General features: G+C 65.5%; 26 protein-coding genes. 13 read left to right on the forward strand and 13 right to left on the reverse strand.

Annotation, left to right across the window (positions count from 1 at the left end):
• Nucleotides 1-86 precede the first annotated feature (86 nt).
• The 3 genes from JQ573_RS26340 to JQ573_RS26350 form a co-directional block, all read right to left on the reverse strand.
• Complete coding sequence (locus JQ573_RS26340) at nucleotides 87-1,508, reverse strand: MFS transporter (RefSeq protein WP_212318594.1); 1,422 nt, start codon at nucleotides 1,506-1,508, stop codon at nucleotides 87-89.
• Between the two features lie 130 nt (nucleotides 1,509-1,638).
• Nucleotides 1,639-1,992: a PilZ domain-containing protein gene (locus JQ573_RS26345; RefSeq protein WP_212318597.1), complete on the reverse strand. Its 354-nt coding sequence runs from the start codon at nucleotides 1,990-1,992 to the stop codon at nucleotides 1,639-1,641.
• Nucleotides 1,993-2,144: 152 nt separating this feature from the next.
• Complete coding sequence (locus JQ573_RS26350; RefSeq protein WP_212318600.1) at nucleotides 2,145-3,101, reverse strand: helix-turn-helix domain-containing protein; 957 nt, start codon at nucleotides 3,099-3,101, stop codon at nucleotides 2,145-2,147.
• A gap of 208 nt (nucleotides 3,102-3,309) precedes the next feature.
• Here JQ573_RS26350 and JQ573_RS26355 point away from each other — a divergent pair, with 208 nt between their 5' ends.
• Both JQ573_RS26355 and JQ573_RS26360 read left to right on the forward strand, forming a co-directional pair.
• On the forward strand, nucleotides 3,310-4,320 hold the full coding sequence (locus JQ573_RS26355; RefSeq protein ID WP_212318602.1) for a carbon-nitrogen hydrolase family protein: 1,011 nt from the start codon (nucleotides 3,310-3,312) through the stop codon (nucleotides 4,318-4,320).
• Between the two features lie 35 nt (nucleotides 4,321-4,355).
• Nucleotides 4,356-5,408 carry a phenylacetaldoxime dehydratase family protein gene (locus JQ573_RS26360; RefSeq protein WP_212318605.1) on the forward strand — a complete coding sequence of 351 codons (1,053 nt, stop codon included), beginning with the start codon at nucleotides 4,356-4,358 and terminating at the stop codon, nucleotides 5,406-5,408.
• Nucleotides 5,409-5,962: 554 nt separating this feature from the next.
• On the opposite strand, the gene JQ573_RS26365 is transcribed toward JQ573_RS26360, so the two are convergent.
• On the reverse strand, nucleotides 5,963-6,814 hold the full coding sequence (locus JQ573_RS26365) for a LysR substrate-binding domain-containing protein (RefSeq protein WP_212318608.1): 852 nt from the start codon (nucleotides 6,812-6,814) through the stop codon (nucleotides 5,963-5,965).
• A 104-nt stretch (nucleotides 6,815-6,918) separates the two neighbouring features.
• Between JQ573_RS26365 and JQ573_RS26370 the strand changes: the two genes are divergently transcribed.
• Nucleotides 6,919-7,932: a bile acid:sodium symporter family protein gene (locus JQ573_RS26370; RefSeq protein WP_212318611.1), complete on the forward strand. Its 1,014-nt coding sequence runs from the start codon at nucleotides 6,919-6,921 to the stop codon at nucleotides 7,930-7,932.
• Nucleotides 7,933-8,093: 161 nt separating this feature from the next.
• Here JQ573_RS26370 and JQ573_RS26375 read toward each other — a convergent pair whose 3' ends face one another.
• A complete protein-coding gene (locus JQ573_RS26375; RefSeq protein WP_212318614.1) occupies nucleotides 8,094-9,023 on the reverse strand; it encodes a glycine/sarcosine/betaine reductase selenoprotein B family protein in 930 nt (309 codons plus the stop codon).
• Nucleotides 9,024-9,144: 121 nt separating this feature from the next.
• Here JQ573_RS26375 and JQ573_RS26380 point away from each other — a divergent pair, with 121 nt between their 5' ends.
• From JQ573_RS26380 to tsaA, 5 genes are all read left to right on the forward strand, one after another.
• On the forward strand, nucleotides 9,145-10,224 hold the full coding sequence (locus JQ573_RS26380; RefSeq protein WP_212318617.1) for a lytic transglycosylase domain-containing protein: 1,080 nt from the start codon (nucleotides 9,145-9,147) through the stop codon (nucleotides 10,222-10,224).
• Nucleotides 10,225-10,389: 165 nt separating this feature from the next.
• Entirely contained in the window at nucleotides 10,390-11,142 is a 753-nt protein-coding gene (locus JQ573_RS26385; RefSeq protein ID WP_212318620.1) for an AzlC family ABC transporter permease, read from the forward strand.
• The gene (locus JQ573_RS26390) at nucleotides 11,139-11,483 is read left to right on the forward strand and encodes an AzlD domain-containing protein (RefSeq protein ID WP_212318624.1); all 345 of its coding nucleotides are present in this window, start codon (nucleotides 11,139-11,141) and stop codon (nucleotides 11,481-11,483) included. Before JQ573_RS26385 ends, JQ573_RS26390 begins: the two co-directional genes overlap by 4 nt.
• 61 nt (nucleotides 11,484-11,544) lie before the next feature.
• Nucleotides 11,545-12,525: a tripartite tricarboxylate transporter substrate binding protein gene (locus tag JQ573_RS26395; protein WP_249132377.1), complete on the forward strand. Its 981-nt coding sequence runs from the start codon at nucleotides 11,545-11,547 to the stop codon at nucleotides 12,523-12,525.
• A 3-nt stretch (nucleotides 12,526-12,528) separates the two neighbouring features.
• Complete coding sequence (tsaA, locus tag JQ573_RS26400) at nucleotides 12,529-13,020, forward strand: tRNA (N6-threonylcarbamoyladenosine(37)-N6)-methyltransferase TrmO (RefSeq protein WP_074128941.1); 492 nt, start codon at nucleotides 12,529-12,531, stop codon at nucleotides 13,018-13,020.
• A 124-nt stretch (nucleotides 13,021-13,144) separates the two neighbouring features.
• Here tsaA and JQ573_RS26405 read toward each other — a convergent pair whose 3' ends face one another.
• From JQ573_RS26405 to JQ573_RS26420, 4 genes are all read right to left on the reverse strand, one after another.
• Nucleotides 13,145-13,570: an HIT family protein gene (locus tag JQ573_RS26405; RefSeq protein ID WP_212318626.1), complete on the reverse strand. Its 426-nt coding sequence runs from the start codon at nucleotides 13,568-13,570 to the stop codon at nucleotides 13,145-13,147.
• Between the two features lie 67 nt (nucleotides 13,571-13,637).
• Nucleotides 13,638-14,888 (reverse strand): GNAT family N-acetyltransferase, encoded by a 1,251-nt coding sequence (locus tag JQ573_RS26410; protein ID WP_212318629.1) that lies wholly within the window; start codon nucleotides 14,886-14,888, stop codon nucleotides 13,638-13,640.
• 167 nt (nucleotides 14,889-15,055) lie between these two features.
• Entirely contained in the window at nucleotides 15,056-15,808 is a 753-nt protein-coding gene (locus JQ573_RS26415) for a glycerophosphodiester phosphodiesterase (RefSeq protein WP_212318632.1), read from the reverse strand.
• A 3-nt stretch (nucleotides 15,809-15,811) separates the two neighbouring features.
• The gene (locus tag JQ573_RS26420) at nucleotides 15,812-16,279 is read right to left on the reverse strand and encodes a RidA family protein (RefSeq protein WP_212318634.1); all 468 of its coding nucleotides are present in this window, start codon (nucleotides 16,277-16,279) and stop codon (nucleotides 15,812-15,814) included.
• A gap of 263 nt (nucleotides 16,280-16,542) precedes the next feature.
• On the opposite strand from JQ573_RS26420, the gene JQ573_RS26425 reads away from it, so the two are divergent.
• Nucleotides 16,543-17,406 carry a cell envelope integrity EipB family protein gene (locus tag JQ573_RS26425; protein ID WP_212318636.1) on the forward strand — a complete coding sequence of 288 codons (864 nt, stop codon included), beginning with the start codon at nucleotides 16,543-16,545 and terminating at the stop codon, nucleotides 17,404-17,406.
• Nucleotides 17,407-17,660: 254 nt separating this feature from the next.
• Nucleotides 17,661-18,062: a RidA family protein gene (locus JQ573_RS26430; protein WP_212318637.1), complete on the forward strand. Its 402-nt coding sequence runs from the start codon at nucleotides 17,661-17,663 to the stop codon at nucleotides 18,060-18,062.
• A 118-nt stretch (nucleotides 18,063-18,180) separates the two neighbouring features.
• On the opposite strand, the gene JQ573_RS26435 is transcribed toward JQ573_RS26430, so the two are convergent.
• Nucleotides 18,181-19,497 carry a DNA polymerase IV gene (locus JQ573_RS26435; RefSeq protein ID WP_212318639.1) on the reverse strand — a complete coding sequence of 439 codons (1,317 nt, stop codon included), beginning with the start codon at nucleotides 19,495-19,497 and terminating at the stop codon, nucleotides 18,181-18,183.
• Nucleotides 19,476-19,775 (reverse strand): DUF3572 domain-containing protein, encoded by a 300-nt coding sequence (locus JQ573_RS26440; RefSeq protein WP_050425563.1) that lies wholly within the window; start codon nucleotides 19,773-19,775, stop codon nucleotides 19,476-19,478. The genes JQ573_RS26435 and JQ573_RS26440 overlap by 22 nt, the downstream gene beginning before the upstream one ends.
• 228 nt (nucleotides 19,776-20,003) lie before the next feature.
• Between JQ573_RS26440 and JQ573_RS26445 the strand changes: the two genes are divergently transcribed.
• Both JQ573_RS26445 and JQ573_RS26450 read left to right on the forward strand, forming a co-directional pair.
• On the forward strand, nucleotides 20,004-20,369 hold the full coding sequence (locus JQ573_RS26445) for a response regulator (RefSeq protein WP_057845669.1): 366 nt from the start codon (nucleotides 20,004-20,006) through the stop codon (nucleotides 20,367-20,369).
• 15 nt (nucleotides 20,370-20,384) lie between these two features.
• Nucleotides 20,385-21,758 (forward strand): PleD family two-component system response regulator, encoded by a 1,374-nt coding sequence (locus tag JQ573_RS26450; RefSeq protein ID WP_212318641.1) that lies wholly within the window; start codon nucleotides 20,385-20,387, stop codon nucleotides 21,756-21,758.
• A 138-nt stretch (nucleotides 21,759-21,896) separates the two neighbouring features.
• On the opposite strand, the gene JQ573_RS26455 is transcribed toward JQ573_RS26450, so the two are convergent.
• Both JQ573_RS26455 and JQ573_RS26460 read right to left on the reverse strand, forming a co-directional pair.
• Nucleotides 21,897-23,102 (reverse strand): serine hydrolase, encoded by a 1,206-nt coding sequence (locus JQ573_RS26455; protein WP_249132379.1) that lies wholly within the window; start codon nucleotides 23,100-23,102, stop codon nucleotides 21,897-21,899.
• Nucleotides 23,103-23,230: 128 nt separating this feature from the next.
• Nucleotides 23,231-23,833, reverse strand: coding sequence for a TetR/AcrR family transcriptional regulator (locus JQ573_RS26460; protein WP_212318643.1), 603 nt, complete (start codon nucleotides 23,831-23,833; stop codon nucleotides 23,231-23,233).
• A gap of 133 nt (nucleotides 23,834-23,966) precedes the next feature.
• Between JQ573_RS26460 and JQ573_RS26465 the strand changes: the two genes are divergently transcribed.
• Nucleotides 23,967-25,199, forward strand: coding sequence for an MFS transporter (locus tag JQ573_RS26465; protein ID WP_212318644.1), 1,233 nt, complete (start codon nucleotides 23,967-23,969; stop codon nucleotides 25,197-25,199).
• Nucleotides 25,200-25,310 lie beyond the last annotated feature (111 nt).

A 25,310-nucleotide genomic window follows, 5' to 3' on the forward strand; every position in this document is an offset into this window, starting at 1 on the left:
AGCGAATAATCAGAATGAAAAGGCCGGCTGAACAAGCCGGTCTTTTTGTTTGCGCCGATGGAGTCGCGCATCGCGTGCGCGAAACGTCATTCGCCCTTGAGCCGCTGGCCCTCATGGACCCGTACCTGATCGGCGCCGCGGCTGCCGACTGAGGACAGCCGCAGCGTGCTCAGCACGGCGCCCACGACGGCAAAGCCGACGCCGACCATCAGCGAGATCCTGGTGCCGTCGGCCGGATAGCGCGCCAGCAGCATCGCCACCAAGGCGGCACCGATGGTCTGTCCTAGCAGGCGCGCGGTCCCGAGCATGCCGCTGGTGCCGCCCGAGCGCTCGCGCGGCGCGGCGGCGATCATGGTGCGGTTGTTCGGGGTCTGGAACAGGCCGAAGCCGGCGCCGGCGAGCGCCATGCGCCAGATCACGTCGATCGGTGTCGCATTGGCCGGCATGAACGCCAGCGTGCCCAATCCCAGTGCGAACAGCAGCAGGCCAATGCCGCCGAGCAGGCCGGCCGGGTAGCGCTCGACCAGCCAGCCGGCGATCGGCGCGGCGAACGCGACCGCGATCGGCCACGGCGTGATCAGCAGGCCGATCTGCACCGCCGAATATCCGAAGTGGTTCTCGAGATAGAACGGCATCGCGACGAAGGCCAGCATCTGGCCGCAGAACGAGGCGATCGAGGTGCCGATCGACAGCGCGAAGATCGGAATCCGCAAGAGGTCGACGGGCAGCAGCGGCGAGGGCAGATTCTGTTGCCGCCGGTACAGCAGATGGGAAGCGACCGCGGCAATCGCGAACTCCAACGCGCAGAGATACAGCGCCTCGCCATGGCCGGCGCTGTCGATCGCGCTGATGCCGAACCCGAACGCGATCGCGCTCATCGCGGCGCTCTGCCAGTCGAAGGCGTGAACCGCGGGCCTGGTGTGCGGCAGGAAGCGCCAGCCCACCGCCAGCGTGACGATGCCGAGCGGGACGTTGATGGCGAACAGATACGGCCAGGTCCCGACCGCCAGGATGACCGAGGCGATGGTCGGGCCGACCGCGGCCGAGATCGCGACGACCAGCGCGTTGACGCCGATGCCGCGGCCGAGTTGCGAATGCGGATAGATGAAGCGGACCAGCGCTGTGTTGACGCTGAGGATTCCGGCGGCGCCGAACCCCTGCAGGATGCGGGCGATCGTCAGCAGCGGCAGCGTGTGCGCCAGCGCGCAGAACAGCGACGCCAGCGTGAACAGCAATAGCCCCGCCAGATAGACGCGGCGATAGCCGATGATCTCGCCGAGCGAGGCCAGCGGCAGCAGCGAGATCGTGATTGCCAGCTGATAGCCGTTGACGATCCAGATCGAGAATGCGGGGCTAGCGTTAAGATCCCTCGCGATGGTCGGCAGTGCAACGTTGGCGATCGAGCCGTCGACGACGGCCATCACGAGGCCGAGCGCGATCGTGAGAATGGCCCAATTGCGCTGCGGTTGCGGCAGCCCGTCGGGATGCTCGATGATCGCGGACGACATGTCGTGAAATGGCTCTCGGTTCCAGCATTGGCGGGCCTACCGGATGCTGGATTAACCTGGCCTTTGCAACCCCCGAAATGACAGATACCGGCCGCGATCCAAACGCGGCCGGGGAGCTACGTGAGGACGCTCAGCCCTGGCCGAGCAGTTCCTTGATCCGCCGCTGCAACTGCCGTTTCTTGATCTCGCTGCGGCGGACCCGCTCGTCGAGATCGCTGACCGGGGTGTCCGAGGTCATGATCCGGAACGCGAGGCCGACCTTGTTGGCCTGGCGCCAGATCATGCGCGCCAGGAACGAGCGGCCCTTGCGCGCGATGCTGAGATTCATCTCTTCGGGCAAGTGTGCGGCGTCGCCAAACTCGACGCAGGCACCGCCTTCGCTGATGTTGCGGACGACGCAATCCATCGTCGAGCCACGCTCATTGATCTCCGCAACCGCACCGTAAAACACCTTGTCACGTGGGCTCTGGCGCCGGTCCTGCATCGGAAATCCTCCTAAATCAATGGCAGGACTGTACCGGTCCGGACGCGCGAAAAGAAGGGTACGAATGGAACCCGTTGTAGTTAGTGTAAATTGTTTGCATCTGTGAAGGTCAGGATTCCCGGCTATTTTGCGCCGCAAACGACCCGAGAAAGTCAGTTCGGCACCCGGCTGTGCCGCCAATCGCGCGGGGACAGGCCGTAATGGTCGCGGAATACGCGGCCGAAATGCGAGAGATCGTTAAAGCCCCAGGCGAACGCGATTTCGCCGATATGGCGATGCGCGTGCGCCGGCGAGGCCAGGTCACGCTTGCAGCGCTCCAGCCGCTGCGCCAGCACGAAGCGCTGGAACGAGGTGTCTTCGTCGGCCAGCAAGCTGTTGACGTAGCGCGGCGAGATGCCGAGCGCCGCGGCGGTTTCGCTGAGACTGAGCTCGGGGTTCGGCAGATGCGCGAGCACATGCGCCTTCAGCCGATAGAGCAGCGCGGAGCGGTGCGTCGAGGCCTGTAGCGCCACGCCGCCGAGCCGCTCGCTGATCGCCATCGCGAGCAGGTCGGCCGCCTGATCGGCGAGGCGGATCGCATTGTCAGGATCGAGCTTGTCGGCGATCTCGGAGAGCCCGCTGATGAACTGCCAGGCGAGCCGCTGCAGCGGGCGATCCGATGTGAACGTGGTCGCCGTCAGGCCCTGGGTGCCTGCAAAGCGCCGGTGCAGCATCGCGCGCGGCACCTGGAAGATGGTCTGCGTGAAGTCGTCGTTGAAGCGCAGCTCATACGGGCGGGTGGTGTCATAGAACGCAAACTCGCCCGGCTGGATCACGGTCTCGCGGCCGTCCTGCAGCACGGCGCCCGCGCCACTTTGGCCGAGCGCGAACAGAACAAAATCCTCGCTGGTGCGTGCGATCCGCGACGGCGTGCGCAGCACGCGCTGCCGGCCCGACGAGACGACGGAGCATTTCACCGCGCCGAGTTGCGCGCTGGTGATGGCGCCGTGGAAGGCGGTGCCGAGATCGGACTTGCAGTCGAGCTGCACGAACACGTCGCAGACGATGTCGCGCCACAGTGCCAGGCGCCGATGCGTGGGCGCGACTTCCGTGGTGAACAGGGCCGGCATGATTTCCTCCCTTCACGAGTGCAAACGCTGGCCACGCAGACAAAGCAAGCTTCGTACCGGGGACGGCCGGGGAAATCTCCTCCGCAGTCGAATTTTCCTTCCGTCCTGGTCGAACGGCGCTCCCGGTCCCAGGGCAGCATGATGTCAGAAGCGGCTGCGGCCGATCAAGTACGAACCGGCCGGAACGGCCGGCCACGAGGAGGACATCATGGGCATCGAACATCCGAAATATCGCGTTGCGGTGGTGCAGGCGGCCCCTGCCTGGCTCGACCTCGACGCCTCCATCGCCAAGAGCATTGCCTTGATCGAGGAGGCCGCCGCGAAGGGTGCAAAACTGATCGCGTTCCCCGAGGCCTTCATTCCCGGCTATCCTTGGTACATCTGGCTGGACTCGCCGGCCTGGGCGATCGGGCGCGGTTTTGTGCAGCGCTATTTCGATAACTCGCTGAGCTATGACAGTCCGCAGGCCGAGAAGCTGCGGCTGGCGGTGAAGAAGGCCGGCTTGACCGCGGTGCTCGGCCTGTCCGAGCGCGACGGCGGCAGCCTCTATCTGGCGCAATGGCTGATCGGGCCCGACGGCGAGACCATTGCCAAGCGGCGCAAGCTGCGGCCGACCCATGCCGAGCGCACCGTCTATGGCGAGGGCGACGGCAGCGACCTTGCGGTGCATGACCGCCCCGGCATCGGCCGCCTCGGCGCGCTGTGCTGCTGGGAGCATCTGCAGCCGCTGTCGAAATACGCGATGTACGCCCAGAACGAGCAGGTGCATGTCGCGGCCTGGCCGAGCTTCTCGCTGTACGATCCGTTCGCGCCGGCGCTCGGCTGGGAGGTCAACAACGCGGCCTCGCGGGTCTATGCGGTCGAGGGCTCGTGCTTCGTGCTGGCGCCCTGTGCCACCGTCTCGCAAGCGATGATCGATGAGATGTGCGACCGCGACGACAAGCACGCGCTGCTGCATGTCGGCGGCGGGCACGCCGCGATCTACGGGCCGGACGGCAGTTCGATCGCCGAGAAGCTGCCGCCCGACCAGGAGGGCCTGCTGCTCGCCGATATCGATCTCGGCGCGATCGGGATTGCCAAGAACGCCGCCGATCCGGCCGGGCATTACTCGCGGCCCGACGTCACGCGTCTGCTGTTGAACAAGAAGCCATCGAAGCGCGTCGAGCAATTCGCGCTGCCGCTCGACAGTCTTGAGGAGGTCGACGCGGCCGCGAGCTGAAGCATCAGGGCAACATCCAACCGGAGGCGACTGCCATGGAATCCGCCATTCCCTCTCATCTGCAAACAGCGCGCTCCCGCCATCGTCGTGTGCCCGACGATTACGCGCCGCCTTATCCGTCGTTCGTCGCGCGCCACAAGCCCGGGGTCGCAAGCGTCATCATGGCCTATTTCGGCGTACAATATCGCGACGAGCCGAACGCAGCAGTGGCCGAGGCGCTGGCATCGATCGCAAAACGCTTTGCTGGCGACAACGGCCCGACGCATTGGGATCGCGCGCAATATGTCGACCAGGCCGGGTTTACCAACGTCGTCTCGGTCGCCTATTGGGACGACGCCGGGCGTTTCGATGCCTGGTTCGCCGGCGCGCGCGAGGCTTGGACCGGCAGTGGCGCAGCAAATGGCGTCGGCCGCTTCATCGAAGTGCTACGGCCGCACGTCGAGCGCTACGAGACGCTGTTCTCGTCGCTCGGCCGCCCCGAGGGCGTCGCGGTTCTTGCCGACGGCATGAGCGGGGAGGTGCAGGAGCACGCCTATTGGGGCGGCATGCGCGATCGCATCCCGCTGTCGCAGACCGACGCTATGACGCCGGGCGGCGAGCCGCGCGTGATCCGCGACGGCGCGCGCATCCGCGTGGTTGCGCATGACAATCTCTGCCTGATCCGCTCCGGTCAGGACTGGAGCGACACCGAGGCGTCCGAGCGCAAGATGTATCTCGACGACGTCGAGCCGGTGCTGCGCGAGGGCATGGATTTCCTGCGCGACGATGGCGTGCCGATCGGCTGCTACGCCAACCGCTACATGCGCGTCGTCGACGTGGATGGACGACTGACGGAAAAGTCCTACGGCCAGAGCTGGTGGAAGAGCCTCGCGGCGCTGGAGCGCTGGGCGGAATCGCATCCGACCCATGTCCGGATCTTCGGCGCGGCGATGAAGTATCTGTCGACCTTGGGACCGGCCGCGAAGCTCAGGCTGTATCACGAGGTCACGGTTGCCGCGGCCGACGAGCAGTTCTTCGAGTACCTCGGCTGTCACGAACGGACTGGCATGCTGGGCGCGGTGCAGGTGGAGGCCGCGCTATCCTCCTGACGCGGGGCGCCTGGTCCGAGCAGGGGCGCACTGCCAAAAATATCGAAAACAACCCCATGCAAAGTAGCCGGCGGCGGCCGGCGGACGCGGCAACTTGACTCGTCGGGCAACTCAGCGGTAGACTTCTATTATTCCGAAATCGTGCCGACGCCCTCAGCTTGCTCAGTGTCATCACCCGCGTAGGCGTAGGCGGGTGATCCAGTATTGTCTGTGCTTGAGCCGAGAGGCTGCGGCGTACTGGATCGCCCGGTTCCAGCCGGGCGATGACGGTGCGGGGGCCTCGCACACCATCGTCGTCCTGGCGAAAGCCAGGACCCATAACCACCGTATTTGATGATGGACGGGATGCGCCCCCAGCATCGCGCAACAATTCTCATTTGGGGTAATGGGTCCTGGCTTTCGCCAGGACGACGATGAGGATGGCCCTCGTTCAACCTGTCAAATAGCTCGTTCAGTGTCATCACCCGCGCATGCGCATGCGGGTGATCCAGTATTCCAGAGACCGCAGCGCTTGAGCCGAAGGGCCGCGGCGTCAGACCGTTCTAGCCAAACTTCTACGGCCGCAGCCGACCGCCGCGTTCCGTGATCGCCTGCGCCAGTTCGACCGCCGGGCCGCGTTTGGTCCGGCGGGCGGTGCGGACCACGAACTCGACGTCGCCGAGCGGCGGCAGGCCTGACGCCGGCATCGCTTCCAGGCCGTCCGGGATCAGGCCCTGCGCCTGCGGGGTGATGCCGAGACCGGCGAGCGCCGCGGCGCGCAGGCCGCTCAAGCTGCCGCTGGAGCAGACGATGTGCCAGGGCCGTCCGAACCGTTCCATCGCCTCCAGCACCACGCTGCGGCTGACGCTCGGCGGCGCGTAGAGGATCAGGGGCAGCGGCTCGCCGGGATCGGGCCGCATGCCCGGCGCGGCGGTCCATACCAGGCGGTCCTGCCACACCAATTGCCCCAGCGCGTCGCCGGGCCGGCGCTTGCCCAGCACGAGATCGAGCTCGCCGGCGTCGAGTTGCTGGTACAGCACGGCGCTGAGGCCGATCGTCAGCTCGAGATCGACCTGCGGATGGCGGCGGACGAAGTCGCGCAGCAGATCGGGCAGGCGCGAACTGGCAAAATCCTCCGCGGCGCCGAACCGGATCTTTCCGCGAATCTGCGACCCCGCGAAGTAATCGCGGGCGCGCGCATTGGCCTCCAGGATCGGGCGCGCAAAGCCGGTCATCGCCTCACCGTCCGCGGTGAGCACGACCGAATGGGTGTCGCGCACGAACAGGCGGCGTCCCGCGGCGGCCTCGAGCTTGCGGATGTGCTGGCTGACCGTCGACTGCTTCAGGCCGAGGCGGCGGCCGGCCTCGGTGAAGTTCTGGGTCTGCACCACGGTCAGGAAGGTTTCGAGCTGGACCGGATCGAGCATGGCAGCGTTCCATCATTACATAACGTAATAACAATAACATCGGTAAGCGCGGTTCACAATTGGCAAGGAGAAGGCCATTTTCCGGTCAAGGAAAGGAAGCCACCATGACCATCAGTCGCCTGCGATCATTCGTGCCCGTCGACCCCTACATCGCCGCCATCGTCGGCATGGTCGGCCTAGCCACGCTGCTGCCGCTGCACGGGGAGGGCACCGTGACCGGCGGCTACGCCACCGAGGTGGCGATCGCGCTGCTGTTCTTTTTGCACGGCGCCCGGCTGTCGACCAGGGAGGCGCTGGTCGGTGCCCGGCACTGGAAGCTGCATCTCGTGATCTTCCTGTCGACGTTCGCGCTGTTCCCGCTGCTCGGGCTCGCGGCGCATGCGCTGGCGCCGCATCTGCTGACGCCGGCGCTATGGGCGGGCGTGATCCTGGTCTGCATCCTGCCGTCGACCGTGCAGTCGTCGGTCGCATTCACCTCGATCGCGCACGGCAATGTGTCGGCGGCGCTGTGCTCGGCGACCGCCTCCAACCTGCTCGGCATCGTCGCGACGCCGCTGCTGGCGGGCGTGCTGCTCTCCAGCCATGGCGGGTTCTCCGGCAATGCCGCGCTCGACATCGTCGTGCAGCTCTTGCTGCCGTTCGTGGCTGGGCAATTGTCGCGGCCGCTGATCGGACGCTGGGTCGAGCGGCACCATGCGATGCTCGGCCTGGTCGACCGCGGCTCGATCCTCCTGATCGTCTACACCGCGTTCAGCGACGGCGTCAGCCATGGCATCTGGCACCAGGTCAACGCGACGCAGATGGCGATCGTGCTCGGCCTCGATGCGCTGCTGCTGGCGGTCGTGCTGCTGGTCACCAATTTCGGCAGCAAGCTGCTCGGCTTTTCGCGCGCCGACCGCATCGCCATCATGTTCTGCGGCTCGAAGAAGAGTCTCGCGAGCGGGCTTCCGATGGCGAGCGTGCTGCTCGCCGGGCAATCGGTCGGCCTGATCGTGCTGCCGCTGATGCTGTTTCACCAGATCCAGCTCATGACCTGCGCCGCGCTGGCACGGCGTTATGCGGGTGGCGAGGAGGCCACTTCACATGATGCTGTCCGGGTGCTTGTCGAAACGCACTGAGTGGAGGCATGTGCCTCCGCTGTCGTCCCCCGGCTTGACCGGGGGACCCAGTACGCCGCGGCTTCTCCGTGACTGACTGAAGTCTCTGGAATACTGGATCGCCCGGTCGAGCCGGGCGATGACACTGTTAGTGAGGTGGGCGAAGGGTCTTCACGCTCGCCTTACGCGACGCGCAGGCCCTTCGCGATTTCCTTCTGCGCGTCGAACTCGCGGCGCAGGCGGGCCAGCTCCTCGGCGCTCAGCGCATCGGCGTTGCTGTAGTCGCGCTTCCACGACGCGTCCTCGCTCCAGCGCAGCGGCGACTGCACGGTGGTCTGCGGGCCGGGCGCAGTTTCCAGCACGCGCAGCGCCAGTTCCAGCGTGAAGGCCTGCGACGCCACGTCATTCGGCTTGCCGGCGGAGTTGCCGAGCGGGAAATCGGAGAACAGGAAGCGCGGCACCGCGGCGTGCTCGACGATATCCTTGGCGCAACCCATCACGACGGTCGGGATGCCGTTGGCTTCGAGATGCCGCGCCACCAGGCTGACGGTCTGGTGGCAGACCGGGCAGTTCGGCACCAGCACCGCGACGTCGACCTTGTCGTCGCGGCAGCGCTTGAGGATTTCGGGCGCATCGGTCTCGATGGTGACGCGGTGGCTGCGATTGGTTGGAGCCCCGAAGAAACGCGGCGCGACTTCGCCGATCTTGCCCGCCGCGGCGAGGCGCTTGAGTTGCGCCAGCGGGAACCAGGTGCCGCTGTCGGTCGCCGTGGTGTGGGTGCGGTCGTAGGCGATGTGCGAGATCCGCAAATCGTGTGGCTGCGACGTGTCGCCGTCATAGACCGAATAGAACTTTGCCCCGCCATTGTATTTCGCGCCCGGGCCCTGGTCGCCTTTGGCGGGATCGAACGGCGCCGCCGTCGTGATGATGGCGACGCGGGACTGGCTCAGCGGCTTCGTCAGCGGCTGGAACGGGGCGGAAGTGTAGTGCGCCCAGCGGTAGGCGGTGGTGTAGCCGATCGCCGCGTAATAATCGCGGGTCCGCTTCATGTAGCCGATCGGCGCGTCGTCGTCGGGGGCAAAGCCGAGTTGTTCATCTGAGGCTGCGGCCATTTTGCGCTCCCTTTTGCGCGCCATCATTTCAGTCCATAGCTAGACCACGAGCTTGCGGTGTCAAGCCACGCCGCGCGGGAACAGATTTGCGATGCGAACAGGTCTTTGCGCCGCATGGGTCATGCTTGTGTTGCTGGTATCGCCGGCCGGCGCCGGCGCGGAGGACGCGCCTGCCGCAGCCCCGGCGCCGCCGCGAACAGCCGAGCAACCCGCAACGCCGCCCGCGGACAAGCCCGCCGAGAAACCCGCGGCCGCGCCGGCTGAGCCGCCCGCGCCGCTGCCGGGAGGGCAGGCCGCGCCATCGGCGCAGAAACCAGCCGGACCTCAGCCAGACACGCCCGTGGCACCTGCCGAGAAGCCCGCGGCGGCGACCGACAAGCCCGCGGACGACGCGCGCGAGAGCGACACCCGCGAGGCGATGTGCCTGATGATCGAGTCGGCGGCGCGGTCGAACGACCTGCCGCTCGAATTCTTCGCGCGCGTGATCTGGCAGGAGAGCCGCTTCCAGGCGGACGCGGTTGGTCCCGTGACGCGGAGCGGCCAGCGGGCGCAGGGCATCGCGCAGTTCATGCCGGGCACGGCCAATGAGCGCGGGCTGCTCGATCCGCTCGATCCCGTCCAGGCGCTGCCGAAGTCGGCCGAATTCCTCAGCGAGCTGCGCAACCAGTTCGGCAATCTCGGCCTCGCGGCCGCCGCCTACAACGCCGGCCCGCGCCGGATCCAGGACTGGCTCGCCGGCTCCGGCTACATGCCGCAGGAGACGCGCAATTACGTCTCCGCGATCACCGGCTCCAGCGTCGACGACTGGGCCGCCGCCGGCCGCAACGGCAAGATGCCGCAGCGTGCGCCGACCGCGAGCTGCCGCGAGCTGATGGCATTGTTGAAGCGCGCGCCCAATCCGTTCGTGGCCGGGCTCGAGCAGCACATCACGCTGTCGGCGGCCAAGGTATGGGGCGTGCAGCTCGCCGCCGGCTTCAGCCGCGACAAGGCGCTGGCGATGTATGCCCGTGCCATCAAGCGGCTGTCGAACGTGATCGGCGATCAGGATCCGAGCCTGCTCGGCTCGCGGCTGCGCAGCCGCGGCAGCGCGATGTTCTACCAAGTGCGCATCGGCGCCGACACGCGCCCCGAGGCCGACGGCCTGTGCAGTCGCATCCGCAAGGCGGGCGGGGCGTGTTTTGTTCTAAAGAACAGGGCGTGATTGCGTAGCTCCCGTAGCCCGGATGAAGCCATCGGGCGCGCGTTCGCGCGACCCGTTGGCTTCATCCGGGCTACCAAGGCGCATAGCAGCGCTGTGCAGCCGCTTGCTTGACCCTGCGTTGTCAGCGCCCTAAGCCGCCGACATTGCAAATCCATCCGGCTCCCCGTGGCGCTTCCTCCGCTCGATTCTCCGCAATGGCAGACCTCGTTCCGCGCCTTCCTGTGGGGCGCGCGGTCGATCGGCGCGACCGTGCTGACCTTGGTGCTGTTTGCGACCTATCTCGGCATCGGCGCGCTGGCGCATGATAGTGGCTTCTCGCTGGGCTGGACCCTGGCGAGCACGGCGTTCGTCTGGGCGGGCCCGGCGCAGATCATCGTGATCACGACGCTCGGCTCCGGCGCCACCGTACTGCAATCGGCGATCGCCGTGACCGTCAGCGCGATCAGGCTGTTTCCGATGGTGGTGTCGGTGTTGCCGATGATGCGCACCGAGGACACCAAGCGGCGGCATCTGATCCTGGTGGCGCATCTGACGGCGGTGACGCTGTGGGTCGAGTGCTTCCGCTTCCTGCCCCAGGTGCCGCGCAACCGGCGGATCGCCTTCATCCACGGGCTCGGGTGCGGGCTGGTGTTGGTCTGCCTGATCGCGAACACGATCGGCTACACGCTCGCGGCCAACCTCACGCCGCTCTTGGCCGCCGGCATGCTGATGCTGACGCCGCTCGCCTTCCTGTTCTCCACCGCGCGCAACTGCCGCGAGCTCGCCGACGTCATCGCGCTGGTGCTTGGGCTCTTGCTGTTCCCGCTGGCGGCGATGTTGAACAGCGGTGTCGACATCCTGGTCAGCGGCGTCGTCGCCGGAACCATCGCCTACGGCGTGCACCGGGCGAGGGCAGGCATCGTGAGGGCGGGCGCATGAGCACCTTCATCGGCGACTGGCACGCGCTCGCGATCCTGTTCGTCGCAGGCGTCATTCCCAACCAGATCTGGCGCATGCTCGGCTTGTGGTTCGGCGGCGGCATCGACGAGAACTCCGAGCTCTTGGTCTGGGTGAGGGCGGTCGCCACCGCGATCCTCGCTGGTATCATTGCGCAGATCGTGGTGCAGCCGCCGGGTGCGCTCGCCAGCGTGCCGGATTGGCTGCGTTACGGCGCCGTCGCCGCAGGCTTCGTCGCGTTCATGCTGGCGAGGAAATCGATCTTCGCCGGGGTGATCGTGGGCGAAATCGTGATGCTGTCAGGCAAATACTGGCTCGGCTGATTGCGGCGACCGCATTATCCGGTACTCTCGTTCTCCAAGAAGACAATAGCGGGGGAACGCCATGCAGCGGCGCGCATCATCGGCCTTCATTCTGGCTCTGACTGCCTTGCTGGTAGCAGCGCTGCCTGCGCGCGCCGCGGATTATCCGACCCGTCCGATCAAGCTCGTGGTGCCCTACGCCGCGGGCGGGCCGACCGACGTGCTCGGCCGTCTCGTCGGCGAATATCTCGGACGCGATCTCAAGCAGGTGGTCGTGGTCGAGAACAAGGCCGGCGCGCAGGGCGCGATCGGTGCCGAGGCTGTGGCACGCTCCGATCCCGACGGCTACACGCTGTTCGTGACGGCGGCCTCGATCTTCGTGCTCAATCCGCTGCTCTACAAGAAGCTGCCTTACGATCCGGCCAGGGATTTCCGCCTGCTGTCTGTCATCACGGATGCGCCGATGATCATGGAGGTGAATCCGTCCGTCCCGGCAACGACGATTGCGGAGTTCGTCGCCTACGCCAGGAAGAATCCCGGGAAACTCAATTTCGGATCGGCCGGCACCGGCGGCACCGTTCATCTCGCCGGCGAGATGTTCAAGCAGATGGCCGGCGTTGAGATGACCCATGTGCCGTACAAGGGCGCGGGACCCGCGCTGCAGGATCTGCTGTCAGGCAACATCCAGCTGATGTTCGACACGCTCGGCACCGCACTGCCGCCGGTCAAGTCAGGCATGCTGCGCGCGCTCGCCGTCAGCTCGACCGAGCGCATCCCCGATCTGCCCGATCTGCCGACCATTGCCGAGAGCGGCTACCCCGATTATGCGGTCAGCGTCTGGTATGGTATTGCGGCGCCGTCGAAAGTGCCTGACGACATCGCGGCCAAGATCAAGGCGAGCCTCGACCGGGCCTTGAACGACGAGGCGTTTCGCGCTTCGCTGGTCAGGATCGGTTTCCCGCCGCTGCGCGTAAAGAGCCAGGCCGAGATCGACAGATTTGTGGACACCGATCGCGCGCGGTGGGCGGGCGTGGTCAAGGCGCTGAACATATCGTTGGACTGACACATGGTACGTGAAATGGAATTGCGCCAGGGCGAGGTCGCCGTCGACATGCCGACGGCGCGCGACGCCGGGCTCGTCTTCATCGGCCGCATCCGCACGCCCTGGACCTCGCGGCTGGCGACGCCGCGGCAGGGGCGGCATGACGGCCCGGTGTGCCGGCTCGAGATCTTCGAGCCCTGGGTCGCCGCGATCAAGGGCGTCGATTTCTATTCTAACCTTGAAGTGCTGTACTGGCTGCACCAGTCGCGCCGCGACATCGTGCTGCAATCTCCGAAGAACAACGGCAACACCCGCGGCACCTTCTCGCTGCGCTCACCCGTGCGCCCCAATCCGATCGGGACCTCGATCGTCAAGCTGGTCGGTGTCGAAGGCAACGTCATCCTGGTGCGCGGGCTCGACTGCCTTGACGAGACGCCACTGATCGACGTCAAGCCCGACCGCTGCGAGTTCACCCCGCTGGCTCCGCCACAGGCCGGGGATTTCGAGACGGAGTGAGATCTCTCAACCGTCATTCCGGGGCGTCGCGCAGCGCGAGCCCGGAATCCATCGGGCCGCGCGTTTCGTAGTGAAATGGATTCCGGGCTCGCGCTTCGCGCGCCCCGGAATGACGGCGGTGGGATTATCTTAACGCCGCGATCAGCTTCGCCGCATTCGCCTCCAGCACCTTGCCGTCTTCCTTGTGGCTCGCGGGCGGCAGCAGCGCGACGCCGTCCTTGCGCGGCATCACGTGCATGTGGAGATGGAACACGACCTGGCCGCCGGCCGGCTCGTTGAATTGCTGCACGGTGATGCCGTCGGCCTCGAACGCCTTCATCGCAGCGCCCGCGATCTTGTGGGCGGCGCGTGCGACATGGGCGTAGTCGTCCGCCTTGATGTCGAGGATGTTGCGGGCAGGGGCCTTCGGGATGACAAGGGTGTGGCCGGGCGAGCGCGGCATGATGTCGAGGAAAGCGAGCACGTGCTCGTTCTCATAGACCTTGTAGGACGGAAACTCGCCGCGCAGGATTTTTGCGAAGGGGTTGTTGTTGTCATAGGCGGCGGGCATGGCGGCGGCTCCCTGGATTTTGCAAGTCTGTATCTGAAAATCTAATTTCTCGGTCGCGAGGCAAACGTCAAGCGTCGTCGTCGACGGTCTTCCGGAACGGACCGGCCTCAGTCAGCTCGCGGCCGACCTCGGCGACATAGTCGCGCTCGCGCTTGAGGTAATCGGCGATCGCCCGGCGCAATCCGGGATCGGCGATGAAATGCGCCGAATAGGTGGTCTGCGGCAGGTAGCCGCGCGCCAGCTTGTGCTCGCCCTGCGCGCCGGCCTCGACCACCTTGAGCCCGCGCTGAACCGCGAAATCGATCGCCTGGTAGTAGCAGACCTCGAAATGCAGGAACGGGTGGTGCTCGATCGCGCCCCAGTTGCGGCCGAACAGCGTGTCCGAGCCGATGAAGTTGATGGCGCCGGCGATCCAGCGCCCGTTGCGCTTGGCCATGACCAGCAGCACGTCCCGGCTCATGCTCTCGCCGATCAGCGAGAAGAATTCTCGGGTGAGGTACGGCCGGCCCCATTTGCGTGAGCCGGTCTCCATGTAGAATTCGAAGAACGCGTCCCAGGCGTCCTCGGTGATATCGGAGCCGGTCAGCCAGTGGATGGTGATCCCGGCGGTAACCGCCTCACGCCGTTCGCGCTTGATGCCCTTGCGGTGACGGGAGTTCAGCGATCCCAGAAAATCGTCGAAGCTCTTGTAGCCTTGATTGTGCCAGTGGAACTGCTGGTCGGTTCGCTGCAGGAAGCCGTGTGCGCCGAGGAATTTTGCCTCCTCCTCGCGGGCAAAGGTGACGTGCACGGAGGAGGCTTCAGTGGCGTTGCAGAGCGCGCGCAGGCCCCGCGCCAGCGCCGAGCCGATCGCCTCGCGGTCGACGCCGTCGCGGATCAGAAGCCGCGGCCCGGTCGCGGGCGTGAAGGGGACGGAGACCTGCAGCTTCGGATAATAGCTGCCACCGGCGCGGTGATAGGCCTCGGCCCAGCCGCGGTCGAACACGTATTCGCCCTGCGAGTGCGATTTCAGGTAACACGGCACGACGCCTACGATCCGGCCGTCGAGCTTTGCAATCAGATGCCGTGGTCCCCAGCCGGTCCGCGGGCAGGCCGAATTGGAGGCCTCGGCTGCGGCGAAAAAGGCATGGGAAACGAAGGGGTTATAGCTCGAACCTGCAGTCGTCTGGCAATCGCCTGCGGCTGCGGGCGAGGCCAGCGTGTCGAGGCTGTGAATGCTGTCCGCTTCCGCCTTCGGATTGGCGCAGGCGTCCCATTCGGCGGACGGAATGCCGCCGATGTCAGCTACAGCCTCTAGGGTGATTTCAGACGACGCCATCGAGAGTGAAGACCGGTGCCTCTTTTGAGCATGATCTTTCCGGAACAGCTGGCTCCACTTCCGGATCATGCTCCGCATTCCGCCATCGCCGATGACGACCAACGCTTTGACCAACCCTTGCCAAGATCGTGCGTCGCAGCGACGAGTTCAAGACTGCCGACGACATGTCAGGTTCCCGGCACAAACCCCTCGAAAATCATCTGGTCGGCGTAGCGGGCCGCGCGCTCGCGCTGTTCCGCCGTGCGCACGGTCCACGCCAGCAGCGGGCAGCCGAATATGTTGCGGGCGATCCAGGGCGCCGGCGCCGGCAGCTGGTTGACCCAGAAGGCAACGAAATGCGGCTCGGTTTTGAAGCCGTGGCGCAGATACAGCATGCCGTCGCGCTGGGCCGGCGTCAGCTTGGTCCAGGAACTGTCGTCATAGGTGCGCTGGGCGGTGATGCCGCGCGGCAGGTTCGGCATGGTCTCGCGCAACGCCAGCACCTGGTCGGGATCGAACGACATGCCGACGACAGGGCCGGAATAGGACGACAGCACCTCGGCCATCCGCCGAACCAGCTTGCGGTCGCCGTCGAAATGGCTCTTCACCTCGACCACCAGCGGGACGCGGCCGGCGACCAGCGTGCAGAGATCGCCGAGCGTCATCATCTGCTCGGCGGTGTTCTTGAATTTCACCGCCTTCAGCTCGGCTGCGGTCTTGGTCGACAGCAGGCCCGAACCCTCGGTGAGGCGGCCGAGCGCATCGTCGTGATGCACCATCGCCTCGCCGTCGGCGGTGAGCTGGATATCGCACTCGATCGCGAAATTGCCTGATACCGCGGCGTTGGCCGCGGCCGGCATGTTCTCGATGATACCGCGTGCGGCATCATGCAGGCCGCGATGGGCGACCGGCCGCTTCGTCAGCCAATCAGGGGCGCGCATCGATCAGGAGACTTCGAACACGCCTTCAACCTCGACCGCGGCGTCCGCCGGCAGCGAGGCGACGCCGACGGTAGTGCGGGCATGGCGGCCCTTGTCGCCGAAGGCTGCGACCATCAGGTCGGAAGCGCCGTTCAGCACCTTCGGTCCGTCGAAGAAGTCCGGCGCCGAGTTGATGAAGCCGCCGAGCCGCACCACGCGCACGACCTTGTCGAGATCGCCGAGGGCGGCCTTGACCTGCGCCAGCAGGTTAATCGCACAGCCCTGCGCCGCGGCGACGCCTTGCTCAAGCGTGACGCCGGCGCCGAGCTTGCCCTTGGCGATCAGCTTGCCTTCGGCGTTGAAACAGACCTGGCCCGAAACGAACAACAGGTTTCCGCTGCGAACGAAGGGGACATAGTTCGCGACCGGGGAGGTCGGCTGGGGAAGTGTGATGCCCTGTGACGCCAGTTTCTGTTCGACGGTACCCGCCATTTTTGTTCCCCAATTGGATTTGCACGAAGCCTGAAACGCGGTCAGGGCCAAGTTTGTTTCGATTGTTTCGCGCATCGTGCCGCCGGTTGCAAGCGACGGTAAGGTGAGGGCCGCGCGACCGTGACGTGCGGAATCGCACGGAGAACTGTCAAAAATGACAGCAAACTCGCTCCTTGCATTGCTATTTTGTCAGACTTGCCCCAGTTGCGGCGCAATACCACCGTCACTATTGTGGCGAATCCCTGCCTCCTCGAGGAAAAACCATGATCCTGCCGTTTCGGAATCCGTCGCGTGCCCTGGTGCTCACGATTGCCGTTGCCGCAGGAGCCGGCCTGGTTCATGGGGCGGCGGCCGCGGCCGGCGGGCCGTTTCTGGCGCATCAGGCGCTGTACGATCTGAGCCTCGTGAAATCGCGCGGCTCCAATTCGGTCAGCGATGCGCGCGGGCGCATCCTGTACAATTTCTCCGGCAGCTCCTGCGAAGGCTACACCTCCGAATTCCGCCAGGTGTCCGAACTCGACAGCGGCGAGGGCAAGGTGACGCTGTCCGATCTGCGCTCCTCGTCCTGGGAAGACGCGTCGGGCAAGAGCTACCGCTTCAAGATCGATACGCGGATGAACGACAGCGACTCGTCGCCGGTCGACGGTATCGCCGAGCGCGTGGGCGATCATATCACCGTGAAGCTGACCCAGCCGGTGAAGAAGACCTTTAATCTCGACGGCAAGATCGTGTTCCCGACCGAGCAGATCCAGCACATCATCGCCGCCGCCCGCGACGGCAAATCGGTGCTCGAACAGACTGTCTATGACGGCTCCGACAATGGCGAGAAGGTCTACAACACGCTGACCGTGATCGGCCGGCCGATCGCCGGCGACCGCGCGCCGTCATCGCCTGATCCGTCGACCGCGAGCGATGCGATGAAGACCATGACGCGCTGGCCGGTGACGGTGAGCTACTACGACAGCGACGCGCGGGCCAAGGATGGCGAGCAGACGCCGGTCTACGCGATGTCGTTCGAGCTCTACGAGAACGGCGTCTCCCGTGCGCTGGTACTGGACTACAACGATTTCGTGATCTCGGGCGCGTTGGACAAGTTCGACGTCAGGGATTCCAAACCCTGCAAGTGAGGGTTGGCTTTCGCCACCCACTCCGTGTCGTCCCGGGCAAGCGAAGCGCGACCCGGACCCATAACCACGAGCGCCAATTGTTGTGCCGCGCTGGAGCTACAGCGCGCTTCGACAACTGCTCCCTGTGGTAATGGGTCCCTGCTTTCGCAGGGACGACACAGAGCAAGCCTGCACCACCCTCTGCGAGACCGCACTGGCCGGAACCATCAGACACGAGTACGCTTCCCAAAACACGCGTGTCAGGGAGGCACATCATGAGCAAATCAGACCATCTGCGCCCCAGCGGCCTGCATCACAATCCGGCTTACTCCCACGTCGTCGTCGCCTCGGGCGCGCGCACGATCTACATTTCGGGACAGGTGTCGGTCGACGAGGAGGGCCGGGTGGTCGGCGCCGGCGATCTCGCCGCGCAGACGACGCAGGTGATGCAGAACCTCGGCATGGCGCTGAAAGCCGCCGGAGCGAGCTATTCCAACATCGTCAAGATCACGACCTTCGTCGTCGGCTACAGACCGGAGCTTCGCCCGATCATCGGCAAGGCGCGTTCGGCATTCTTCGAGGGCATGGAGCCGCCGGCCTCCACGCTCGTTGGCGTCACCGCGCTTGCGGCGCCGGAATGGCTGATCGAGATCGAGGCGGTAGCCGTCGCGGATTGAGGGCAGTGTCCCGTCATTGCGAGCGAAGCGAAGCAATCCATGCTTCAGCATATGCGGAGCGATGGATTGCTTCGTCGCTTCGCTCCTGGCAATGACGGCCGGTGAGACTGAGTAGCTTCTAGTCCTCCGCGCTCTTCCCCGGCCCCTCATAGGCAATACCCCGGATCACGGCGGCGTTGCCGAACTTCTTGCGCAGATTGTCGATCGCGCGTTCGGCGTGTGCCGAGCGGCGGTCGAGCATGTCGGAATCGTTGGCCTGGGAGCCCGGGCGCAGCGCGCTGACGCCGGCGCCCATCAGGCGGAAGGCGGTGCCGTCGATCTCCTTGGCCAGCATCTCGCGCGTCACCGCAAAGATCTTTGCGGCCAATTGGGTCGGCGTCTGGATCGATTGTGAACGGGTGCGCTGGCGGAAATCAGCGGTCTTCAGCTTCAGCGTGATGGTGCAGCCTGAGAGGTCGCTGCTCTTCAGCCGCGCCGAGGTCTTCTCCGACAGCTTCCAGAGCAGTTTTTCCAGGATTGCAAAATCGCGGATGTCGGTCTCGAAGGTGGTCTCGCTCGAAATCGTCTTGGCGCCGCGATCGGGTACCACCGTGCGGTCGTCGATGCCGCGCGCAAGCCGCCACAGCCTGCGGCCTTCGCTGGCGAACTGCTTCATCAGCTCATTCTCGTCGGCGCGCTGCAGGTCGGCGATGACGCGGAAGCCGCGCTGCACGAGTTTCTCCTGCGTCGCAGGGCCAACGCCGTAGATGAAGCCGACCGGCTTGCTGGCCAGCATCTCGCGCGCCTCGTCCTGGTCGAGCGTGGCAAATCCCCTTGGCTTGTCGAGGTCGGAGGCGATCTTGGCGAGGAACTTGTTGCAGGACAGCCCGACCGACACCGTGATGCCGACCTCGCGCTCGACGTCGCGGGCGAACTTGGCGAGCACCTTGGCCGGGATCATGCCGTGGACACGCTGCGTGCCGGAGAGATCGAGGAAGGCCTCGTCGATCGACAGCGGCTCGACCAGCGGCGTCAGCGCCTGCATCGCCTGGCGCACCTCGCGCCCGACCCGGACATATTTCGCCATGTCGGGCGGGATCACCGTGGCGTCGGGGCAGAGTTCCAGCGCCTTGAACATCGGCATCGCCGAGCGGACGCCGTAGGTGCGGGCGATGTAGCAGGCAGCCGACACCACGCCGCGCTTGCCGCCGCCGATGATGACGGGGCGGTCGGCGATGTCAGGATTGTCGCGCTTCTCGACGGTGGCATAGAACGCGTCGCAGTCGATATGCGCCAGCGCCAACGCGGGCAGGGTGCGATGACGGACCAGCCGCGGCGAGCCACAATGGCTGCATCGCTTCACCTTGATGTCGAGATCGCCGAGGCAGTCTCGGCAGAAACTGAGGGGGCCGTCGGGAGCTGGCGCTGCCGTCGTCACGGCACGTCGCGCTCCCATTTCGGGTCGCCCAGCACCTGGTGGGCGGCAGCGATGTTGGTCGGGTGCAGTTCGGAGGCCGCGGCGAACGCCTTCACGGTGGCATCGTCGCGCATCACGAAATCGAGCACGCTCGCAAGAAATTGAGGATTGGACGCAGCGTTCCGCAGCGTCTCCGGACCGATTCCGGTTTCGGCCAGGAACAAGCCCAGCCGCTCGGGATCGCCGGCAATGAAGCCGAGCGCCTGAATCGCAACGATTTCAGCGACTTCCCGGGGGTTGTGAACAGGCTTTTTCAACGCGCCGGTTTGCCTTTCCGTTAACTTATGGTCTCTAATGAGAGGCCCATCATGCCCGAGTCTTCCGCATGTGTTCAAGCAACTGAAACCACGCTGCGGAAGTTGGACTACGGGTTAACGGGTTAGAGCGATTCTGGCGCTAGTTTGAATTCACATTTTCGACGCGCTCCGCGCGCGGTGCGTGAGGTGCCGCAGTCGGGCCTGTTTCCTAAGTCTGGGAGGGACGGGATGGCCAAAACCGTCCTGATCGTGGAGGACAACGAGCTCAATATGAAGCTCTTTCGCGATCTGTTGGAGGCGCATGGCTATCAGACTTCGGGCACCAGCAATGGCTTCGAAGCGCTCGATCTCGTCCGCAAGCTGCGTCCCGATCTCATCCTGATGGATATTCAACTGCCCCAGGTCTCCGGCCTGGAGGTCACGCGCTGGATCAAGGACGATCCCGAGCTGCGCACGATTCCGGTGGTCGCGGTCACCGCCTTCGCCATGAAGGGCGACGAAGAACGCATCCGCGAGGGCGGCTGCGAAGCCTATTTGTCCAAGCCGATCTCGGTCGGCAAATTTATTGAGACTGTCCGACGCTTTATCGGATAGGGGAGTTGTGGTGCCATGTCCGCGCGTATCCTCGTCGTCGATGATGTTCCGGCGAACGTCAAGCTGTTGGAAGCCCGGCTGTCAGCCGAATATTTCGATGTGCTGACCGCTTCCAACGGGACCGAGGCGCTGGACATCTGCGCGCGCGCCGAATGCGACATCATCCTGCTCGACGTCATGATGCCCGATATGGATGGCTTCGAGGTCTGCCGCCGCCTGAAGTCGAATCCGGCGACCCACTTCATTCCCGTCGTCATCGTCACCGCGCTCGACAGTCCCGCCGATCGCGTGCGCGGCCTCGAGGCCGGCGCCGATGATTTCCTGACCAAACCGGTGTCCGACGTCGTGCTGATCGCGCGCGTGCGCTCGCTGACGCGGCTGAAGATGATGACCGATGAGCTGCGCATGCGCGCCATCACCTCGCTCGAGATCGGCATGCAGGCGCCCGAGCGCAGCGCGATCGCCGACCGGGGCACGGGCGGCCGCATCCTGCTGGTCGACGACCGGCCGTCGTCCTACGAGAAGCTGGCGCCGATCCTTTCCGCCGAGCACACCGTCGACGTCGAGACCAATCCAGCGGAAGCCTTGTTCCACGCCGCCGAGGGCAATTACGACCTCCTGATCGTGTCGCTCAGCCTCGACAATTTCGACGGCCTGCGGCTGTGCAGCCAGGCCCGCTCGCTGGAGCGTACGCGCCAGGTGCCGATCCTCGCGGTCTCGGATGCCGACAACAACGCGCGGCTGATGCGCGGGCTCGAGATCGGCGTCAACGACTACCTGCTGCGTCCGGTCGACAAGAACGAACTGCTGGCGCGGGCGCGCACCCAGATCCGCCGCCGCCGCTACACCGATCATCTGCGCGACAACGTGCAGAACTCGATCGAGATGGCGATCACGGATGCGCTGACCGGCCTCAATAACCGGCGCTACATGGAGAGCCACCTCGCGACCTTGGCGGAGCAGGCTTCGATCCGAGGCAAGCCGCTGGCGCTGATGATCCTCGACATCGACTACTTCAAGGCGATCAACGACACCTACGGCCATGACGCCGGCGACGACGTGCTGCGCGAATTCGCCGTTCGCATCCGCAAGTCGATCCGCGGCATCGATCTCGCCTGCCGCTATGGCGGCGAGGAGTTCGTGATCGTGATGCCGGAGACCGATCTGCATGTCGCCGGCATGGTCGCCGAGCGGCTGCGCCGCTCGATCGCGGGCGAGCCGTTTGCCGTCGAGAAGGGCGGCAAGCGGATCACGGTCACGATCTCGATCGGGCTCACCACGCTGGAGCGCAAGGGCGAGCAGGTCACCGACGTGCTCAAGCGCGCCGACACCGCGCTCTATCGCGCCAAGCACGACGGCCGCAACCGCGTGGTCTCGGCGGCGGCGTAGTCAATTCTCGTAGCCCGGATGGAGCGAAGCGCAATCCGGGACGTCTGCGCATGTGGCGCGATACCCGGATTTCGCGGAGCCTTTCATCGGGCGCGCGTTCGCGCGACCCGTTGGCTCCATCCGGGCTACGAAGCACCCTTAACGCCCGCGCTTCACCGCGTCATAGGCCAGCCGCTTGAACTCGAATGAGAACGGATGGACGAACGCCATCTGGCGCTGCGCCATCATCACGCCGGCCATGCCGGTTTTGGGCGAAATCCACCACTGTGTGCCCGCGACGCCGCCCCAGTAGAACTCGCCGGCCGCGTCGGGATGATCGATCGGCGACGGGTTGAGGATCAGGCCGCCGGCAAGTCCGTGGGCCTTGCCGGGTTGCTCGCCCATCATCGCGAAGCGGATCCACTGTCCTTCGGGCAGCTGGTTGGACATCATCATTGCGATCGTGTCCGGCTTCAGCAGCGTCGGTCCGCCGGGCAGCAGGCTGCGGATCAACGCGACCATGTCGGGCATCGTCGACACCAGCCCGCCGCCGCCATTGAGCCTTGCGACCGGGCGCCGATAGGCGCCGGGGAAGGGCGCATCGTCGGTGCGGGTGAGGCCCGGCTTCATCGGCTCCATCAGATCTGCGCCGGCGTAGTAGGCCACGAGGCGGCCGTGATCTTTTTCCGGAACGACGAAGCCGGTATCGACCATGCCGAGCGGATCGAGGATGCGCGCCTTGATGAACTTGTCGAAGGTCTGGCCGCTGACGACTTCCACCAGGCGTGCCACCACGTCGATCGCGAGCGAATATTCCCACGACGTGCCCGGCTGATAGATCAGCGGCAAATCGGCCAGTACGTCGACCATTTCAGCCAGGGTCGTATTGGGATTGTGCACGCCGCGCTCGTTGAGCGCCTTGAAGATGACGGTGCCGGGATCGAAGAAACCGTAGCTCAAACCGGCGCTGTGGCTGAGCAATTGGCGGATGGTGATCGAACTCTTCGCGGGCTCGGTTTGATCGATCGACGTCGCGCCTTTCAGCAGGACCTTGCGGTTGCGGAGCTGCGGGATGAATTTCTCGATCGGATCGTCGAGCTGGAAGCGGCCATCCTCGAACAGCAATAGCGCCGCGCAGGAAGTGATCAGCTTGGTGTTGGAGAAGACCCGGAAGATGTGGTCGGTGCGCAGCGGGGTCTGCGCTTCCTTGTCGGCCCATCCGACGCAGCCCGTGTCGGCGATGTCGCGCCCGACCAGAACCGACCAGGAGATTCCGGACAGCAGATTGTTGTCGATATAGCGCTGCATGGCGGCGCGCGCCGGCGCGAAATCGTAGCCGGTGGCCGTCACCTTCAGATCTTCCATGGTTGTTCCCCAGTTGTGCCGCAGGCTGTCGCGCGGTCGTCAATCTCGCCGGACGGAATATCCAATCGGGAATGCCGTCGCATGCCGTCACGCTACCAACCAAACCGGACTTGTGTACGCAACCGGATTTATCCAGTGCGCTTGTTGTCCGCAGGCGCGGCGCCGCCGACCTTGACCCCCGCATTCGCCAGCAGCACACGGGCGGCTTCCTTGGCCGCGCGCGCCATGGCCGGATCGTCGCGCACCAGGTCCTGCGCGATCGAGCCGTCGACCAAGAGCGTGAGCTGGGTCGCAAGTGCCTCGGCATCCGCGACGCCAAGCTGCCGCAGCAGATCGCGAAACCAGACCCGGCGGCTTTCCTTGAAGGCCACGGCGATATTGCGCACGGTGCGGTCCTCGTCGTCCGGCCCGAGCTCGGCGACCGCGTTCACGAAAGGACAACCGCGAAAATCCTTCGCCGAGAAGCGCCGCTCCAGCGAATCGAAGGTTGCGAGAATCTGCTCGGCCGGCGGCTTGTCGGAGGAGCGGGGCTGCACGAAGCGGCGCTGCAGATAGGCCTCGATCAGCGCGTCCTTCGACGGGAAGTGATTGTAGAGGGTGCGTTTGCTGATGCCGATCTCGGCCGCGATGGTGTCGACGCCGATGGCGCGAATGCCCTGCAGGTAGAACAGTTTGTCGGCGGTCTCGAGGATCCGCTCTTTCATGGTCTGTTTGGGAGGCGGGGAAGCCATGCGCCGGCCGTGATCCTCTTCGCTTGACAGGTCGCCCCCTGTATAGCCTAAGTACACAGGTCTGTGTAACCAAAACATGCGTGAATCGCAGGCTGTGGCACTCGTGCCGCGCCGTCATGGGAGAACAAGAACAATGCCCCTGTTGCAGGTCCTGCGTCCCACGCTTCCCATCCTGATCGGTGCCTCCATCATGCTCACGCTGAGCATGGGGCTGCGGCAGAGCCTTGGCATCTTCATGCAGCCGCTGACGCACGACATCGGCATCTCGGTGTCGCATTTCACGCTGGCGCTGGCGGTGCAGAATCTCGCCTGGGGCTTCCTGCAGCCGCTCGCGGGCGCGATGACGGTGCGTTATGGCTTCCGCCCGATCATGGTGGTCGGTGCGCTGGCCTACATCGCGGGCCTTGTGCTGATGACGACGGCGCATGGCCTCGTCGCCATCATGATCGGCGCCGGTGTACTGATCGGCCTTTCACTCGCTTGCACCGCGAATGCGATCGCCATGTCGGTCGCGGCGCGCGCGGTGTCGGAGACGGTCCGCTCGACCGTGCTCGGCATGGTCTCCGCCGCGGGCTCGCTCGGTGCACTGCTGTCGGCGCCGATCGGCCAGATGCTCAATGAAGGGTTCGGTTGGCGTGTCGGGCTTGCCGGATTCGTCATCCTGTCGATCGGGATGATTCCAGCCGCGTTGTACGCCGGTCGCGTCGACAAGATTCCGCTGCCGAAGCCCGCGGCCGATGACATCGGCAACGCCACCGCGGCGACCGCGGCGAAGACCGCGTTCGGCAACGCGTCCTTCGTGGTGATGACCTGCGCCTACATGGTCTGCGGTATGCAGCTCGTCTTCCTCACCACGCATCTGCCGTCGTATCTGGCGATCTGCGGGCTCGATCCGATGCTGAGCGCGCAGACGCTCGGCATGATCGGCGGCTTCAACGTGCTGGGCTCGCTGTTCTTCGGCTGGGCCGGTCAGCGCTGGAACAAGCTCGCGCTGCTTGGCGGCATCTACATCCTGCGCTCGCTGGCGCTCGCTTGGTACTTCTTGCTGCCGGCGACGCCGGGCTCGACATTGCTGTTCGGCGCCATCATGGGCTTCCTCTGGATGGGCGTCGGTCCGCTGGTCGCGGGCGCGGTGGCCGAGATGTTCGGTCTGCGCTGGCAGGCGATGATCCAGGGCCTTGCCTTCATGAGCCACCAGGTCGGCAGCTTCCTCGGCGCCTACGGAGGAGGGGTGATCTACGACTCGCTCGGCTCCTACACCATGGCCTGGCGGATCGGCGTCGCGCTCGGTCTTGCCGGTGGCATCATCCAGGTCGCCTTCGCGCTGATCCGGCCGGCGCAACCGCCGCTGCTCAAGGCCGCCTAGCTTCCGATCCCGGCCAGACGGCGACTGCCCCGTGCGAAGGCAGTCGCCAGTTGCTGCCTATTTTTCCATCGATAGCCTGCTGCGAGAACGTGCAGCGGAGCGCGAAGCCGT

Source organism: Bradyrhizobium sp. AUGA SZCCT0105, assembly GCF_018129565.1.
Classification (GTDB): Bacteria; Pseudomonadota; Alphaproteobacteria; order Rhizobiales; family Xanthobacteraceae; genus Bradyrhizobium.